Source organism: Chitinophaga sp. 22308, from assembly GCF_052045305.1.
Lineage (GTDB): Bacteria > Bacteroidota > Bacteroidia > Chitinophagales > Chitinophagaceae > Chitinophaga > Chitinophaga varians_A.
Map to the genome: position 1 here is coordinate 1,494,056 of NZ_JBQEOP010000001.1, position 17,116 is coordinate 1,511,171.

A 17,116-nucleotide genomic window follows, 5' to 3' on the forward strand; every position below is an offset into this window, starting at 1 on the left:
GTTTTTTTATGGACGGACTGCCGGTTTTAGGTCAGTGTAAGCGCATATAGCTGATAGATGGCTGGTTTCGTTCGTTGTGAATCATGACAATTTATGGTTGTACAATAATGTTTCTTCCTTTCATATGAAAACGGATGCCTGTTGACTGTAGGCCTTCCAGTATGTCTTCCAATGGCAGGTTGCGTTGTATTTCGCCCTGGAAGGTGCGGACGGGGATACTGCCCTCGTATACCGCATGTACGTCGTACCATCTTTCCAGTTGCCGCATGATGGCGGGTATGTCTGCATTGTTGAAATAGAACTCCCCGTTTTTCCAGGCGATGGCGGCGGCGGTGTCTGTTGGGCTGACTACTATGTTGCCGTTGGTGATCTGTGCCTGTTGCCCGGGGGTGAGGGTGCGGGAAGTATTGCCGGTGTTGACTTTTACCGTACCGCTCACCAGGGTGGTGCTGATGGTGTTTTCGTTGGCATAGGCGCTGATGCAGAAGCTGGTGCCCAGTACGTCTACGGTGGTGTGGTCATTGATTTTGACCTGGAATGGATGGTTGGCTTTTGATGTTACTTCCAGGTAAGCTTCACCGGTGATGCTTACCTGTCTGTTGCCTTCGCGGAAGGCGGTGGGGTAGGTGATGGAAGAAGCGGCGTTGAGCCATACGGTGGTACCATCGGGGAGTATTACCCTGAACTGGCCGCCGCGGGGAGTAGTCAGTGTATTCAGTGCCGGCGCTGCGTCCGGGTTTTGTATATCATAGCGGAGTTGCCCGTTCTGTTGGTGGATGCTGGCTGCGCCCTGTGCAATCACCTGCCTGCCGGCGCTGTCCAGCTGTATGGTGGAGCCGTCGGCCAGTGTGAGCACGGCTTTGCTGGTGCCGGGCAGCACGGGTGTTTGTTGCTGTTGCTGCCGGGCGACAGGCGCGGCGGGACGGGAACGCTGGACATACCAGGCGGTGCCTGCCAGCAAAACCACCGCTGCTGCGGCGCTCCAGTGGCGCCATGTCAGCCGGAAGGTTTTGCGTGGTGCACGTTCAAAGTTGGCATCGGTCAGGTGTTTGGCCCGAAAGGCCTCCCACGCGGTATTGACATCAGGTTGGGAATAACTTTGCAGTTTGCTGGCCAGCCATTGGGTATCGTTCCATTGTTCCATAAAACGACGGTTCTCTGGTGTGGCATCCAGCCATGCGCGCAGCTCTTCGGCTTCACCGGCGGTGAGCTGGTCCTGCTGGTGCCGGCTGATCAGGTAGGCGACCCGTTGTAAAAAGGTAGTTGGTTGTTGGCTGTCAGGTACTCCCAAAGTTGATGTTTTACTATAGAAACAACAACTTGATAGTTTCGATGAAAGGAAAAGATAAAAATTTTGGAATTTTTTTTTAATAAATGGATAACTGTTTGAACATAAGCGTTTAGAACTCCACGGTTACGTCCAACGTCTCTGCCCATTGCTGCAGCTGCGGGACGTTGGCCACCGGCATGCAGGCCAGCAGGTAGTTGCCCATGCCGGCGTTTACCCTAACCAGTATGGCACCATGTGACTGCAGCTCGGCGTTCACAAAATGCAGGTACTCGTCGCTGACCGGATTTTCTGCATAAGGTGGCGGCGTTGCAAAGCTGGTATTCCAGTAAAGCTGCCCTATTTCGTTCAGTTTGTGTATCTCCGCTGAGACAGGCTTTTTGTAAGAAAGTTCCGCGATCAGCCCATGCTCCAGCAGGCCGTCCAGCAGGGATACAGGCAGGGTGGCGCCGGGTGCCTCGTCCAGCCCGCGCAGCTCACTGTCTTCGGGATAACGGCTATGGATATACGTGTAGGGATATTCCGCCGCCAGCATCACCCGTTGGAAGATAGCGGTAGCTACCGGCGTAAAATTGTCGGTGTCATTGGTAGGATTAAACAGCCAGATGAGCCGCCACAGTTGCTCTTTGTCAATCTCTTTTTTGTAATACCCGTTCCAGGTGGTTTTGGCGCTAACGACGGAGCGGGCTTTGTTGAAGTAACGGAATAACTGCTGTCCAGCTTCAGTGGTGAGATCGGTGATCTCTTTAAACTCGTTTTCGGCCACTTCTTCATAAAAAGACAAGGGCTTCCCCGGTGCAGTGGAAATAAAAAAAGCACGTCCCTCTTCTTCATTGCTCATATAGAGCGTGTCCAGTTTCCAGTCTTCCGGCCTGTCGCCGTACCGGCTGAAACGCAGTGCCCATGTCTTTTGCGTGACTGTCAGGAAGTCGAGCCCCGGCGCAAACAGCGGGTTATGCAGCAGTTGGTAAAAATCATCTGAAGAAATGCTGGTGCGTACCAGGTCCTGTTTGAAGACGGGCCTCCCTTCTTCAATCAGCCGTATCAGTTCCACATTACCGGCAAAGAGGTAGCCGTCTTCCAGCAGCTGAGCGGCCATTTCCGGCAGCAGCACATCGTGCCAGCTGGTATAGTCCGGCGTGGTGATCTGCTCATCCGGCCCAAAGGTGATGGCATTTACCCTGCCCTGCACAATGGTCTGGTGGCCGTCTTCTATCCACAGGCGGGCATGCAGGTCGCCGCCGATGGTCACCTCGCCGTGATTGTAATACCCGATGAAAGTTTGCTGCACGGTGACGTTGCCTTTTACGTGTATGGGAACGCAGCCGGCAATGAGGTTGCGGCAGGTGAGGTCACCATCTACCCAAAGAAAGCAGGCGTAGGTGTCCGGTTCATAATCGATGATGGAATTGTCCACCTGTAAGTTGCCCCGGAAAATCATTCCGGCGATATCCTGCTCCACATAAATATCGTACAGGTCCAGTAGTTGGGCGGAGTGTACATCTTCTTCAAAAATCAGCACTTTCAGCCCGGGAACTTCTTCGGAAAGGAATTCAAAATCGTAGGAGAGGCCGGCTGTCAGCCCTTGCCGGATAGCGTCATCCAGCGTCAGTGTAATGGGTTTAACGTTCTCGAACATTGGTTTTATCCTTTATAGTCATAGTATCTCAACAGCGTGAGGTAAAGTGGCAACAATGGCAGCACCTGTTTTTTCAGCACGCTGCTGCGCAGCAGTTTGATGGCGCGTAGTTTTTGGGTCCGTACGGTATTATAGGAGATATTAAGCGCGGTGGCAATCTCTTCATTTTTGCGGCCTTCCAGGTAACCCATTTTAAAGACCCGCTTGCATTGTGTGGGTAGTTGTTCAATGGCGGCATACAGGTGCTGCAGCAGCTCCGTTTCCGCCAGCAGCGGGTCGAAGCCGGCAGGAAGGGGAGTGGTCTGGCCATCCTGATGGTACAGGAATTCCTGTTCCCGTTCTGTCAGCCTGTTTTGTTGTTTCAGGTAATTCAGGCAGGCATTTCGCGTGGAGATGAACAGAAATGCTTTGATGCTGGCGGTGCTTTGAAAATCGCCGCGCTTGTCCCATAGTTTGGAAAAAGCCTCCTGTACCAGGTCTTCTGCTGCATGTGTGTGAGAAATGATGGAACCGGCAAAATAACACAGGGCTTTATAGTGCCAGTCGAACAGCTGACGGAACACCTGCTGGTCTCCCGCCGCCAGTTGCGCTATAAATGCATCCTCTGTATAGTTGTTATGCTGTTCGCTCATCCCTGTGCCGCTGAAATAATTGAACCATAAAAATACCAAATCAATTACGAATTGCGAATTACGAATTGCGAATTACGAAGGCGGCACTATATCTTTATCCTATTCAATCCATCCAATTCAATCCAATTCGTAATTCGTAATTGATCATGCGTTTTTGGCTCTTATACTGTCTGATGGCCTGTGTGGCCTGCACTTCCCGTCCGTATACCGTCATCAACAAAGGTATCGGCGGCAACAGTACTTCCGACCTGCTGGCGAGGGTGGAGAAAGATGTAGTGGCGCTCAGACCTGATCTGGTGATCATGATGGCAGGGACTAATGATATGGTCAATTCGCAGAAACTGGTGCCGTTTGTGCAGTATGCAGCACAATACCGGCAATTGGTGCGGCGTGTCCGCCAAAGCGGTGCCGCTGTGGTGCTGGTAACTCCTCTGCCTGTAGATACCGGATACCTTTTTATGCGCCACCAGCGCGGATTGTACGATATGGACCCTAACCGCCGGATAGACAGTGCCCGGGCGGTGGTACAGGAAATAGCCGCTACGGAGCAAGTGTACTGTCTCGATCTGCACCAGGTTTTTGTGGACCGTGGTGAGCCGGGCAGAACGGCCGCTTCCCTGATTGTCAATGCGGCCAATATGGGCCGGGAAGACGGGGTACATCCTACCGCTGCGGGCTACCGGTTCATCGCGGCTGAACTGTATGCCTATTTGAAGGCGCATCGCCTGTTGCGCCGCCATCACCGCATCCTCTGTTTCGGTGATAGTATTACCTACGGCGCATTTATGGACGGCGCAGGTACTGACAGCGGAGATACTTATCCCGCGGTCTTAAAGCGGTTGTTAGACCATTCTTTAAAATGATTTTGGGAGAGACCTTAGCGCGTCCGTGACCCTTGTTAGCCATGGTGGCTGGTGATTATGTGCCGGTCTTCTATACTTTTTATATCCTGTAATGTTTGCTTGATAAATTTAAAGCCCCTTCCAGTCTGTGTTTTAATATTGTTTTTAAAAAAATTAATTAATTATAGGTTGATTATTTAAAAGAATTACTATTTTAGTCTCCGCCAGGGCATTTATTATAAAGTAGGCTTTTTACAGCCATATATTTTATAAACGCAACCAAACTCTATACACGTTCTGATGAAACTAAAACAACCAGTCACCAGCCATGGGCTGTTGCTATGCTTTGCGTATGCCGGTCATGGCCAGGGGAACAGCTATCAACTATATGCGCGAACACTAAACCATCAACAACACCTGTAGTTACTGTCTCCGGCTGCATGCAGGCCGGCTATGTCAACCATTCATCTTTAATCAAGCTTTTTATCAATCAAAATTCGTTTTGTATGGGAAAATTTACCCGTCACTGGCGACTGAGCAGCTTTCTGCTCCTGCTCCTCGTCATCCTGCAACAGCCGAATGCTTTCGGGCAAAAAAGCTACCTGTTCAAAGGCAGCGTAAAAGATAAAGACGGTACGCCGCTTATTGGTGTCAACGTGGTGCTGAAAGGCACCACCAAAGGAGGCACAACCAACGCCAACGGCGATTTTCAGTTTGCCGGTACAACGGAAACGGCTACACTCGTTTTTTCGTTTGTGGGTTATAAATCACAGGAGCTGGAAGTCAACAGCCAGCAGGTGGTCAACATCCTCCTGGAACCGGCCAACAAACAAATCGGAGAAGTGGTGGTGGTAGGATATGGCACCCAGAAAAAGGTAAACCTTACCGGCGCCGTTTCGGTGATTGAAGGTAAAACAATGACGACGCGCTCTGTGGCCTCTGCATCGCTGGCCTTACAGGGTGCGGCTCCCGGCGTGACCGTCACCCAGCAGTCGGGCGTGCCTGGCGGCGACGCCGGCACCATCCGCATCCGCGGCATCGGCTCCATCAACGCCGGCCAGAACCCGCTGGTGCTCATCGACAACATCGAAATGAGCCTCGACGCGATAGACCCTAATAACATCGCCAGCATCTCTGTACTCAAAGATGCGGCGGCAGCGGCCATCTATGGCTCCCGTGCGGCCAACGGCGTTATCCTCGTCACCACCAAACGAGGCATCAATGGCGTCAGCCTGAGCTATAACGGCTACGTGGCCAAACAATCACCTACCAATCTGCCTAAAAAAGTAGATGGACTGGAACATATGAAACTGTGGGACATCGCACAGGTGAACGCCGGACTGCCACCAGCTTTCACCCAACAGATCGCAGACTATGAAAAACTGGGACCGGATAATTTCGCTCGCTTTAACACCGACTGGAAAGACCTGATACTGGTGAACAACGGCATCATGCACAACCACAACCTGAGCCTGTCTGCCGGCAGCGAAAAAATCAAAGTGTTCGGTTCCGGCGGATACCTGGACCAGAACGGCCTAACCGCCAATACTAATTTCAAACGCCTGGACCTGCGCTTTAACACAGACATTGCCATCACCAGCAAACTGTCTGCCGCGGCGGATATCGTGGTGAACAGAACAGAACGCAACTGGCCCGGCCAATCATCACCACAGGGCATTATCCGCGCCATGATAGGCCTGCCGGCCATTGCGCCCGGACAATTCAATACCGGCGAATGGGGCGAAGGTTGGTCCAATATGAACCCCGCCGCGCAGGCCAAAGACGGCGGCTGGGACAAACGCGTCACCGATTCCCGCATACTCACCGGTACACTCACCTACAAACCCGTCAAAGGCATGGAGCTGCTGGCCAGCTACAGCTCCAATACCGCCAATGGGCGCGCCAGACAGCTGACCAATCAATATAAAATTTATACACCGGACATCGCCAACAACAAACTGCTGTTTGCACGCAACTGGCCGGCCAACAACTCGCTGATCGACAACAACGCACAAACCACGCGCAACGTGTTCCGCACCCAGGCAAGCTACAACCGGAACATGGGACAGCACGGCTTCACAGTACTGGGCGGCTTCACCACCGAACTGTTTAAAACCAGCTACGTCAACACACAACGTCAAAACCTGATCTCTCCTTCACTGCCATACCTGGATGCGGCAGATCCATTGGGACAAACCATGTCAGGCGCACAAAGTGAATATGCGATGGCATCTGCCTATTCCAGGATCAACTACAATTACAAAGAGAAATACCTGCTGGAGCTCAACGGCCGCTTCGATGCGTCGTCCCGCTTCCGGAAAGAAAACTGGTGGAAGCTGTTCCCCTCCGTATCCGCCGGCTGGCGCATCTCTGAAGAAAGCTTCTGGAAAGCCATCAGCCACGTGATCAACAGCGCCAAGATCAGAGGTTCTTATGGTTCCCTTGGCAACCAGGACCTGGTGGTGAACGGTGTGGCCAACTATTACCCTACCTACGCCATGTACAGCACCGGCGGCTCGTTTGACTACTATTTCAACAACGTGGTGAATGGTGGCTATGGGCTGACAACCGCCGCCAATCCGCTTATCCGCTGGGAGACTTCCAAAATACTGGATGCCGGTATCGACTTTACCGCTATCAACGACCACCTCACCATAACGGCCGATTACTTCAAACGCAACATCACGGACATGCTGCAGCTGGATGGCGTACCCACCTACGTAGGGCTGGGCGCTCCTTTTGTCAACATCGGCTCCATGCGCAACACCGGTTGGGAACTGGGTATCGGCTGGAAAGACCGCGCCGGTGAATTCACATACTCCGTACAGGCCAATCTCTCTGATGTAAAAAATGAAGTGGTAAGCCTGGGTGGTAAAGAATATATCAATGGCGCCCTCATCATGCGCGAAGGAAATCCGCTAAATTCCTATTATGGCTATAGAGCGGAAGGCTTCTTCCAATCACAGGATGAAATCGACAAAGCGCCTTTCCATTTTGCCAACACCAAACCGGGAGATATCCGTTATGCCGACATGAGCGGCCCCAATGGTAAGCCCGACGGCAAAATCGACGCCTATGACCGTGTGGTGCTGGGCAATTCATTCCCTCGCTATGAATACAGCCTGTCTCTCAACGGCCAGTACAAAGGATTTGACCTGAACATCTTTTTCCAGGGCGTAGGCAAACGGAACAACTATATGTCCGGCACCGGCGCGCAGCCTTTCTATTCCGCCAACTTCCAGGGCACCATCTTCGAACATCAGAAAGACGCATGGTCGCCGGATAATCCGAACGCCGCCTATCCACGGCTGACGCCCAACAGCATCGCCAATAACTACGTCACTTCTTCTTTCTGGATGCGTTCCGGCGCTTACTTGCGCCTGAAGAACGTGGTGCTCGGCTATACGCTGCCCAAAACCGTGACCAGCAATGCCAGGTTGCGCTCCGTAAGAATTTACGCCAGTGGCCAGAACCTGCTGACCTGGGATAAATTCTTCCCCGGTTTCGATGTGGAACAGACAAATACCGCAGGCGAATTTTACCCGATCATGAGAACCTTCACTATCGGCCTTAACGCAAACTTCTAAGCCATGAGAAAACTTTTTTATAGCATCATCGGTTGCACTTTTTTCCTGACAGGTATGTCAGGGTGTAATAAATTCCTGGACAGGGCGCCGCTCAGCGCGCCGGCCACCGGCACTTTCCTCAACAACGAAAATGAAATCAACGTATCCCTGACGGCCGTATATGGTTCCATCAAATGGGAATTCGGGCTGGTGCCTTACCAGTCGGGCAGCGAGGGCTGGACAGACCTCGCCATCCTGCGCGCCAACGAACTGGGAGAAGGCACTTTTGATACATACAACGCACATCCGGCAGCCATCTGGTCGTTTGCCTATACTACCATCCAGCGGGCCAACACCATGCTGGACGGTATGGTGAAAGCCAAACCCAGTGTGGCGCCGGCCACCTATAACCGCATGGAAGCGGAAGCGCGCGTGTTGCGTGCATGGGCTTATTTTTATCTCACCGCCATGTTCGGTGATGCGCCGCTGATCACCAAACCGTTGCAGCCCGCGGAGTTTTACAATCAGAAACGCGCTCCCAAACAAGAGGTGGTAAAGTTCATTTATGACGAGCTGGATGCCGCGTCGCAGTCGCTCGACTGGATGCCCGCCGTAAGAGGACGGGTCAGCAAATCCGTGGCCCTCGGCCTGAAAGCCCGGACGGCACTGTATAACAAAGACTACGCCGTTGCCGCAGATGCTGCCAGGCAGGTCATAGACAAATCCGGCTTGTCGCTCAATCCGCGTTACCAGGACCTGTTTACCCGCAGCGGCCAGAAACCCAATGCCGGTAACGAGATCATGCTGGAAATACTGTACACCGATGCCCTTGCGGGTTCTATCACTTACCTGCCGCTGGGCAATTGCTCCCGCGCCGCAGGCGGGCAATCGGGCCGTTTCCCGACCCAGCGCCTGGTGGACCAGTTTGAATGCACCGACGGTAAAAGGATTGATGAATCTCCCTTATATGATCCGCAAAAGCCCTCCAAAAACAGGGACCTGCGCCTGAAATACACCGTAGCGCTGCCGGGAGACACGCTTAGCATGAACAACATCACGTTTGTGTACGACATCTATAAATCGTCTACCTCCTTTAAAAATGCGGATGGCAGCTGGTCAGTGAAAGGCAATGCTGACTATGACAATGCTTTCGGTCCGGCGAAGAGCGGTGTGGGTTACCTGTGGACCAAATACACCATGACCGATGAGAACGTGTTTCTCGCCAAAGTGAGCTTTATCCTGATGCGTTATGCGGAAGTACTGCTCACCTACGCCGAAGCCAAAATAGAGCAGGGACAGCTGGACGCCACTGTTACTGCCGCTATCAACAAGGTAAGGCAACGGGCCGGACAGCCGCCAGTGCCGGCAGCCATCGAAACAGATCAGAATGAAATGCGGAAACTTATCCGACGGGAACGTACCGTGGAATTTGCCGTAGAAGGTTTCCGATGGCTGGATATCCGTCGCTGGGGCATAGCAGACCTGGTGATGCCGGGCAAAGTAGTGGGCATTGCTAAAAGTCCTGCTGCCATGCCGCCCGTGCCCAATTTCAAAAAGACGGCCGTGCATGACCTGAACAGCATTCCTGATTACACTGGGCAACTGGACCTGCGTTATACCCGTGAAACCCGCTTCTGGACGCCAAAGCTGATGCTGCTGCCCGTACCGCAGGCAGAAAGGGACATTAATCCGGGGCTGACGCAGAACGAAGGCTGGTAAGTGTGATGGCGCTGATTGATGAAGAGGGTTGTTTTGTTGATGATATTTTAAAGAGATGAATGATAGGTGACAGCCCAACAAAACATCAAAATATCAACATGAAAAAATATTAACATAATGAAACGGAGGAATTTTTTAGAGATGCTGGCGCTGAGTAGCGGCGCCGTTATCACACAGCCTGCGCTGGGACTGGCACAGGAGAAGAAGCCGCAGGGGAGCGCCAAAGGAAAGGGAAACACTAAACGGGAAACTATCACCGCCGACCTGGTGATTGCCGGCGGCGGACTGGGAGGCGTGTCAGCAGCACTCGCTGCGTTGCATAACCGGCAAACAGTGGTGCTCACCGAGGAGACAGACTGGATAGGCGGCCAGCTTACCCAGCAGGGCGTACCGCCGGACGAGCATCCGTGGATTGAAACGCATGGAGCGCCTGCCCGTTACCGTGAATTGAGAAACCGTATCCGTGAATACTATGTCCGCAACTATCCACTCACGGCCGATGCCCGGCAACGAACGCACCTCAACCCGGGCGACGGCTCCGTGTCCAGGCTCTGTCACGAGCCCAAAGTGGCATTGGCCGTGATGCTGGATATGCTGGCGCCTTTTATCAGCAGCGGTAAACTGGTGCTGCTGACAGACACTAAAGTCGTACGGGCGAACGTATCTGGCAACAAAGTGCTGTCGCTCACGGCACAGGACCTGCGTCATCAGCGGGAATTGACCCTGCAGGGCAGCTACTTTGCGGACGCCACAGAAATGGGGGACCTGCTGCCTTTGACCGGCACCGAATTCGTGACCGGCACCGAGTCCGGAAAGGAAACGGGCGAACTGCATGCGCCGGAAAAAGGCAATCCGGAAAACAACCAGGCTTTCACCGTTTGTTTTGCGCTGGACTATGTGCCTGGCGGTAACTTCATCATTGAGAAGCCGGCGGAGTATGATTTCTGGAAGAACCATGTGCCGGCGCTTACGCCCGCATGGTCCGGCAGGCAGCTGGACCTGCACTATTCAGATCCGCGTATGCTGAAGCCTAAATTGCTGGGCTTCCATCCTGAAGGCATCGCCACCGGCGATAAGCTGAACCTGTGGAACTACCGCCGTATTATCAACAAGGACAACTTTGAGGCGGGAACCTACAGCGGTGATGTGACCATCGTTAACTGGCCACAGAATGATTATATGCTGGGCAACCTGATCGGCGCCAGTCCGGAGAAATTCCACTATCACGTGGAGCGGGCCAAGCAGCTCAATTTATCGCTTATCTACTGGCTGCAGACCGAAGCGCCCCGTCCCGACGGCGGCAAGGGATGGCCTGGCATCCGTTTCCGTAAAGATATCATGGGCACCGCCGACGGCATGGCCAAATATCCATACATCCGGGAGTCGCGGCGTATCAAAGCGGTATTCACCGTACTGGAAGAACATGTAGGCGCCCAGCAACGGGCGCAGAAAAGCGGCCAGACAGAGAAAACGACTGCCGCCAATTTCCACGACAGCGTTGGCATAGGCTATTACCATATAGACCTGCATCCGAGTTGTGCCGGCGTTAACTATGTAGACTTCGGTTCGCTGCCTTACCAGATCCCACTGGGGGCCTTGTTGCCACAACGGATGGAGAACCTGTTGCCCGCCAATAAGAACATCGGCACTACTCATATCACCAATGGCTGTTACCGTCTTCACCCAACAGAATGGAGCATCGGTGAGGCCGTGGGCAACCTGGTGGCTTTTGCCCGCAGTAAAAACGTGACGCCGCGGCAGGTGAGGGAACAGGCGCCGTTATTGCAGGAGTTCCAGGATTATATCCGTGCCCGTGGTGTGGAGACAGCCTGGCCGTGATATTTTTTTATCTTTTTATTTGAGTATTTTGATATTGACCTTTTCGTGTGCAAGGCTGCTTCCTGATAAGAAGCAGCCTTGCTTTTCAGATGGCTGCTCCTAAGACACCCAATATCAAAATATCAAAATACCCAAATGATCAAATTGTTTTATCTTGTTTCCGGAAAGAAAAATCTGGAAGCACTGTGAAAATACACGAGGACAGGATACTTTTTTCGCGGATTGCAGGTGGGGATGAAGCAGCGTTTCGTATACTGTATCATCGTTATAATGCAGTGCTGTCCGTATCTGTACGGAAAATGCTCCGTTCCGAAGAAGCCGCCACAGAAGTGCTCCAGGAGGTGTTCCTGAAGGTATGGCAGCTGCGGCATACGCTGGATGGTATCGACAATCCGGCCGGCTGGATGTACACCATCGCCTCTAATTATTCCCTCTCCGCTCTCAGAAAAATTGCCCGGGAGAAGTACCGGGTAGAAGCCATTACGCATGATGATATAGAAGATAATGAAGATGTGACCTCGGGGTTCCGGGTCAAAGAGTTACAGTTGCATATACGGAATGCCATCGATCAGCTGCCGGCTTCGCGCCGCGAGGTGTTCATCCTGAACACGCAGGAGGGCAAGTCCCGCCGGGAAATTGCTGAAGCGCTGGCTATCTCCGAGCATACCGTCAAAAACCAACTTGTCACCGCCCGGAAGTTTATCCGGGAATATCTGGAGAAGCATACCGGTGATTGTCTCCCTGTCTTCCTGATAGGGATGTTGTTAAGAATTTTTTAATTTTTTTTCAGGCGGCGTAGTACACCTTTATTTTTTTAGCGTCTGATGAAGTAAAAGCGGGAGACCTACAGTGGAAGCAAAAGAGTATTACAGGTTTTTGTTGCAGCGGTATTGCGCTGGCATGGCCACACCGGCAGAGGAGGAGGAGTTGTTTGCCGAACTGGGGAAACAGTCTGATGATGCGGAATGGGTGGCGATGCTCAATGAGTTGCATGCCCATACCGAAGCAGACCCGCAATACGATCCGGCGGAGTATGAGCCTGTGTTGCAAAGTATTTTGCAGCAGGGGAATACAGGCCGTGTACGTCCGATAGGCCGCATACGCCGCTGGGCTGCCGCTGCCGCCGTGGTATTGTTGCTCACCGCCGCCGGAAGTTACTGGCTGCTGCATAAGCGGCATGCATCACCGGCGGCACCCATAGCAGCTGCCGATGTGCTGCCCGGTAAAAACGGCGCCGTGCTTACGCTGGCCAACGGTCAGCAGGTAGTGCTGGACAACCGCGATGATGGCCTGATCACTACCGCGCAGGGCACACAGGTGGTATTAAAAAACGGGCAGGTGGAATACCAGCCGTCCGGAACAGGGACGCCTGTCAACAATACGCTGCATACGCCAAGAGGCCGCAAATTCAGAATGCAGTTGCCCGATGGTACGCTGGTATGGCTCAACGCCGCCAGCGCCCTCACCTTCCCCACTGCCTTCACCGGTACGGAAAGGAAAGTGGAACTTACGGGAGAAGCCTATTTTGAAGTAACGAAAGGCAAAACGCCTTTTGTGGTGGCGCTGAGCAGTAAAACATCCGTCACCGTGCTGGGAACACATTTCAATGTGAGTGCCTATGCGGACGACCCTGGCATCAGCACCACGCTGCTGCAGGGCGCTGTCCGTGTGAATGTGCCGGAACATCCCAGTGTGCTGAAACCCGGCCAGCAGTTGTTGTTTGACAAAAAAGCCGGCACCATTGCGCTGAACAACCATGTGGACACCGCCGCTGTGATGGCCTGGAGAAACGGCGTAATGAATTTTCAGGATAAAAAACTAACCGCCGTTATCGCTATGATAGCGCGCTGGTACGATATAGAAGTAACTTATGCCTCCACACCGCCTGACATTACTTTTGTGGGCGAGATAGGCAGTGATGTGAATCTGTCAAGCGTATTAACTTTTTTAAGGGAATCGGGCGTAGCCTTCCGTTTGGAGAACAGAACATTGATCATAGGGAAACAGTAAACAATCAAAATACATCTAAATCTGAATCAACCGGTAATAGTGCCCGCTGGCGGGCCGTTATGGAAAAAACAGTGAACAACAATTTCAAATATCAATCAGATGTCTGCCTGTAATAGAAAACCGAAAGTGCTTCGACCCACTTCCGGCTGGATGGTTACAGCCATGCAAAAACGTTGAGTGTTCCAGAACACCATTTTTTACAAGCCAAACCGCTGCAAAGTTATGCAAAAAACTGCTCTTTGCAACCAGGCGTGCTATGCCCCTGTACCAATGGGAAGCCGTGTCCGTCAATGGTTGCCAACCAAAATGCTGTTAGTCATGAAGCTGACTTTTTTCTTTCTTACCGCTGTGATGTTGCAAGCCAGTGCCGCCGGGTATGCCCAGCTGATCACCTGGTCCGGCCGGAATGTGCCGGTGGAAAAAATTTTCGGTGTCATCCGTCAACAATCGGGTTACACCATCGTTGCCAGCAGGGACGTGCTGCAGAAGGCGCGCCCGGTCACTATCTCGGCAGAGAATATGCCGGTAGCGGAATTTCTTGACCTGGTATTAAGAGACCAGCCGCTGAAGTATGTGATTGAAAACAAATCCATTTTCATTTCTCCTAAAACAACCAACCACGCTACGGCTTCCATCACGATGGAGGCGGTGGCGCCGCTGGACATCAAAGGCAAGGTTACCGACGAAAGCGGTAACCCCCTGCCCGGCGTGTCTGTCAGGGTGAAAGGCACTGCACAGGGCGTCTCTACCGGCACTGACGGCAGCTTCGCCCTGCGCGTGCCTGCCGATGGCCCGGTGGTATTGCAGTTTTCCTACCTGGGCATGGTGCCACAGGAAGTAACGGTTTCCGCCAGCGCTACGCTTAATATCACCATGAAAATGGCGGTGGAACAACAGAACGAAGTGGTGGTAGTAGGATATGGCACCAAAAAAAGAAGTGATGTCACCGGTTCTATTTCTTCCGTACCTACCGAACGTCTTAAAAATCTGCCTGTGACCAACGTACTGCAGGCAGTACAGGGCTCTGCCGCTGGTATCAACATTGTGAACAATACCAGCAAACCAGGTAGCTCGCCTGCATTTTATCTCCGTGGCATGAAATCCATCAACGCCAGCAACGCCCCGTTGATCGTGCTGGACGGCGTGCCTTTCGGCGGTACCTACAACGACATCAACCCGAACGATATCGCTGCCATCGATGTGCTGAAAGATGTTTCTGCTACGGCCATCTATGGCGCCCGCGGCGCTAACGGCGTGATCATGATCACTACCAAAAGAGGGAAGTCCGGTAAACCTGTGATCTCCTATAACGCTTATGCCGGCCCGGAATTTCAATCGAATGTAATGAAGAACATGAACGGGGAACAATACCGTACCAAGAACCACTGGTACAATATTCAGGCTGGCCGTCCTACTGCGCCTGACCTGCCTTACCTCTCCGAACAAACGAACTACGCCAACGGAGTGCCGGAAGTAAACTGGCAAAAGGAAATCGGCCAGCAGGGCTATATCCAGAGCCATGAGCTGAGCCTATCCGGGGGCACCGACAACGTAAAATACTATGTGTCCGGCACCTATCTCAAACAGGAAGGCACTATTAAAGGGTTCCAGTTCAACCGTAGCAGCATCCGCGCCAATATAGACGCGAATGTTACTTCCTGGCTGAAAACAGGCCTGAACATGTTCCTCGTCAACAATAACAGCGACGGCGGCAAAGCCACGCTTTTCGATGCCAATTCCCTGAGCCCTTACGGTACGCTCTACAACGCCAAAGGTGATTATGAGGTGTATCCGATTGCGCCACAGACGCTGTACCAAAGCCCGTTGGTGAACACCTACAACCCTGGCCTGAACCGCAACAAAAACATGGCGGTCAGCGGTTACGCGGAAGTGGCACCTGATTTCGTGAAAGGCCTCAAATACCGCGTCAACGGCTCTTACGGCTACCGGCCGTCCCGCACGGCGGATTACTTTGGCCGCAAAGCCGGCGACCAGCTGGGCTCCGCAGAAGTGTACAACGAAGAGAACAAACAGTGGATCGTGGAGAACCTGCTGTCCTACGCTACCAGTTTCAATAAACACGGTCTGGACTTCACCGCCCTGTACAGTGCACAGCGCGATGAACTGTTCTCCACCAGGCTCAAAGCCAATTCGTTCATCAACGATAACCTCGATTTCAACAATCTCGCTGCCGGCCAGGTACAGAAAACAGAATCCCGCTATTCCAGCGGCAGCCTGCTGTCACAGATGTTCCGCGCCAACTATACCTACGACAGTCGCTACCTCGTGACTGCCACTATCCGTCGCGATGGATTCTCCGGCTTTGGCAAAAACAACAAATACGGTGTATTCCCTTCCGTAGCGGTAGGGTGGAACGTGCACAACGAAAAATTCATGGCGGCCACCGCACCGGTGATCTCCCAGCTGAAACTGCGTGCTTCCTACGGCAAATCCGGTAACCAGGCCATCGGCGCCTATCAGACGCTGACAAGAATGAATACCGCGCAATACATCTATGACGGTGTAACTACCATCGGTGTAGTGCCCGACACCCTTGGCAACCCTAACCTCAAATGGGAAACCACCAAAGGCTTCAACGTGGGCATCGACTTCTCCCTGTGGAACAGCCGCTTAAGCGGTACCATCGAGGCTTACAGCACCAATACCTACGATCTGCTGCTGAGCCGGAAGATACCAGCTGTCAGCGGTTATACTTCCGTGTTCGACAACATCGGCAAAACAGCCAACAAAGGCATTGAAATATTACTCAACAGCCGTAACGTCCAATCGGATAATTTCACATGGCAGACATCTTTCAATATCTCCTTCAACAAAAACAAAGTGGTATCACTTTATGGAGATAATAAAGATGACATCGGCAACAACCTGTTCATTGGTAAATCACTGTTAGGCATATACGATTATACCATGATTGGTATCTGGCAGGAAGGCGAGGATATGAAGATAGACCCTGGCGCAAAAGCCGGCTACATCAAGTTCAAAGACATGGACGGTAACGGTAAAATAGATGCGGCCGACCGCTCTTACCTGGGCTCTCAATTACCCAAATACATCGCCGGCCTCACCAATACGTTTACCTATAAAAACTTCTCGCTGAATATTTTTATCCAGGACGTACATGGCGTGCTCCGTTCCAATTATATCCTGGATAACCGCGACCAGGGCGGGACGGTAAACCTGCCCGCTGAAATACCCTACTGGACGTCAGAAAACAAGATCAACACCAACCCGTCACTGATCTATAACAACCCTAAAGGGTATAAGTATGCCAACGATGCTTCCTTTATCCGCATTAAAGACGTCACCTTCAGCTATACTTTCGATAAGAAAAAGCTGGAACGCTATAAAATCGGTAACCTGATGATGTACCTCAGTGGCCGGAACCTGGGCACCTTTACCAAATGGGTTGGCTGGGACCCGGAAACAGCGCCTACCTCAGCCACCTCCAGCGCTACCCGTCTGAACAACGGCCAGGGAGGCGGATCTCAGAGCTCCGACTTTTATCCGCTGACAGCCACTATCGTATTTGGCGTTAACATCAGTCTGTAATTTTAAACAGG

Annotated in this window: 10 protein-coding genes; 7 read left to right on the forward strand and 3 right to left on the reverse strand. The window is 52.5% G+C overall.

Features of this window, described 5'->3' with window-relative positions; all coding sequences use genetic code 11:
• Window positions 1–91 precede the first annotated feature (91 nt).
• The 3 genes from ACTJJS_RS06310 to ACTJJS_RS06320 form a co-directional block, all read right to left on the reverse strand.
• Complete coding sequence (locus tag ACTJJS_RS06310; protein WP_440662903.1) at window positions 92–1,291, reverse strand: FecR family protein; 1,200 nt, start codon at window positions 1,289–1,291, stop codon at window positions 92–94.
• A 109-nt stretch (window positions 1,292–1,400) separates the two neighbouring features.
• On the reverse strand, window positions 1,401–2,927 hold the full coding sequence (locus ACTJJS_RS06315; protein ID WP_440662904.1) for a DUF6630 family protein: 1,527 nt from the start codon (window positions 2,925–2,927) through the stop codon (window positions 1,401–1,403).
• A gap of 5 nt (window positions 2,928–2,932) precedes the next feature.
• Window positions 2,933–3,598, reverse strand: a complete 666-nt coding sequence (locus ACTJJS_RS06320; protein WP_440662905.1) for an RNA polymerase sigma factor — start codon at window positions 3,596–3,598, stop codon at window positions 2,933–2,935.
• A 107-nt stretch (window positions 3,599–3,705) separates the two neighbouring features.
• On the opposite strand from ACTJJS_RS06320, the gene ACTJJS_RS06325 reads away from it, so the two are divergent.
• The 7 genes from ACTJJS_RS06325 to ACTJJS_RS06355 all read left to right on the forward strand — a co-directional run bounded on the left by ACTJJS_RS06325 (window position 3,706) and on the right by ACTJJS_RS06355 (window position 17,105).
• Window positions 3,706–4,422, forward strand: coding sequence for a DUF459 domain-containing protein (locus ACTJJS_RS06325; protein WP_440662906.1), 717 nt, complete (start codon window positions 3,706–3,708; stop codon window positions 4,420–4,422).
• A gap of 485 nt (window positions 4,423–4,907) precedes the next feature.
• Window positions 4,908–7,988 carry a SusC/RagA family TonB-linked outer membrane protein gene (locus ACTJJS_RS06330; RefSeq protein WP_440662907.1) on the forward strand — a complete coding sequence of 1,027 codons (3,081 nt, stop codon included), beginning with the start codon at window positions 4,908–4,910 and terminating at the stop codon, window positions 7,986–7,988.
• A gap of 3 nt (window positions 7,989–7,991) precedes the next feature.
• Window positions 7,992–9,686: a RagB/SusD family nutrient uptake outer membrane protein gene (locus tag ACTJJS_RS06335; protein WP_440662908.1), complete on the forward strand. Its 1,695-nt coding sequence runs from the start codon at window positions 7,992–7,994 to the stop codon at window positions 9,684–9,686.
• Between the two features lie 117 nt (window positions 9,687–9,803).
• Window positions 9,804–11,525, forward strand: a complete 1,722-nt coding sequence (locus ACTJJS_RS06340) for an FAD-dependent oxidoreductase (RefSeq protein WP_440662909.1) — start codon at window positions 9,804–9,806, stop codon at window positions 11,523–11,525.
• A 185-nt stretch (window positions 11,526–11,710) separates the two neighbouring features.
• The gene (locus ACTJJS_RS06345; RefSeq protein ID WP_168868798.1) at window positions 11,711–12,304 is read left to right on the forward strand and encodes an RNA polymerase sigma factor; all 594 of its coding nucleotides are present in this window, start codon (window positions 11,711–11,713) and stop codon (window positions 12,302–12,304) included.
• A gap of 70 nt (window positions 12,305–12,374) precedes the next feature.
• Window positions 12,375–13,535 (forward strand): FecR family protein, encoded by a 1,161-nt coding sequence (locus tag ACTJJS_RS06350; protein ID WP_440662910.1) that lies wholly within the window; start codon window positions 12,375–12,377, stop codon window positions 13,533–13,535.
• Window positions 13,536–13,853: 318 nt separating this feature from the next.
• Complete coding sequence (locus tag ACTJJS_RS06355) at window positions 13,854–17,105, forward strand: TonB-dependent receptor (protein ID WP_440662911.1); 3,252 nt, start codon at window positions 13,854–13,856, stop codon at window positions 17,103–17,105.
• Window positions 17,106–17,116 lie beyond the last annotated feature (11 nt).

What these genes read in the sequence shown, in the direction of transcription:
- ACTJJS_RS06315 (WP_440662904.1), bottom strand. Translation starts at nt 2,927, where the DNA reads ATGTTCGAGAACGTTAAACCCATTACACTGACGCTGGATGACGCTATC.
- ACTJJS_RS06325 (WP_440662906.1), top strand. Translation starts at nt 3,706, where the DNA reads ATGCGTTTTTGGCTCTTATACTGTCTGATGGCCTGTGTGGCCTGCACT.
- ACTJJS_RS06330 (WP_440662907.1), top strand. Translation starts at nt 4,908, where the DNA reads ATGGGAAAATTTACCCGTCACTGGCGACTGAGCAGCTTTCTGCTCCTG.
- ACTJJS_RS06335 (WP_440662908.1), top strand. Translation starts at nt 7,992, where the DNA reads ATGAGAAAACTTTTTTATAGCATCATCGGTTGCACTTTTTTCCTGACA.
- ACTJJS_RS06340 (WP_440662909.1), top strand. Translation starts at nt 9,804, where the DNA reads ATGAAACGGAGGAATTTTTTAGAGATGCTGGCGCTGAGTAGCGGCGCC.
- ACTJJS_RS06355 (WP_440662911.1), top strand. Translation starts at nt 13,854, where the DNA reads ATGAAGCTGACTTTTTTCTTTCTTACCGCTGTGATGTTGCAAGCCAGT.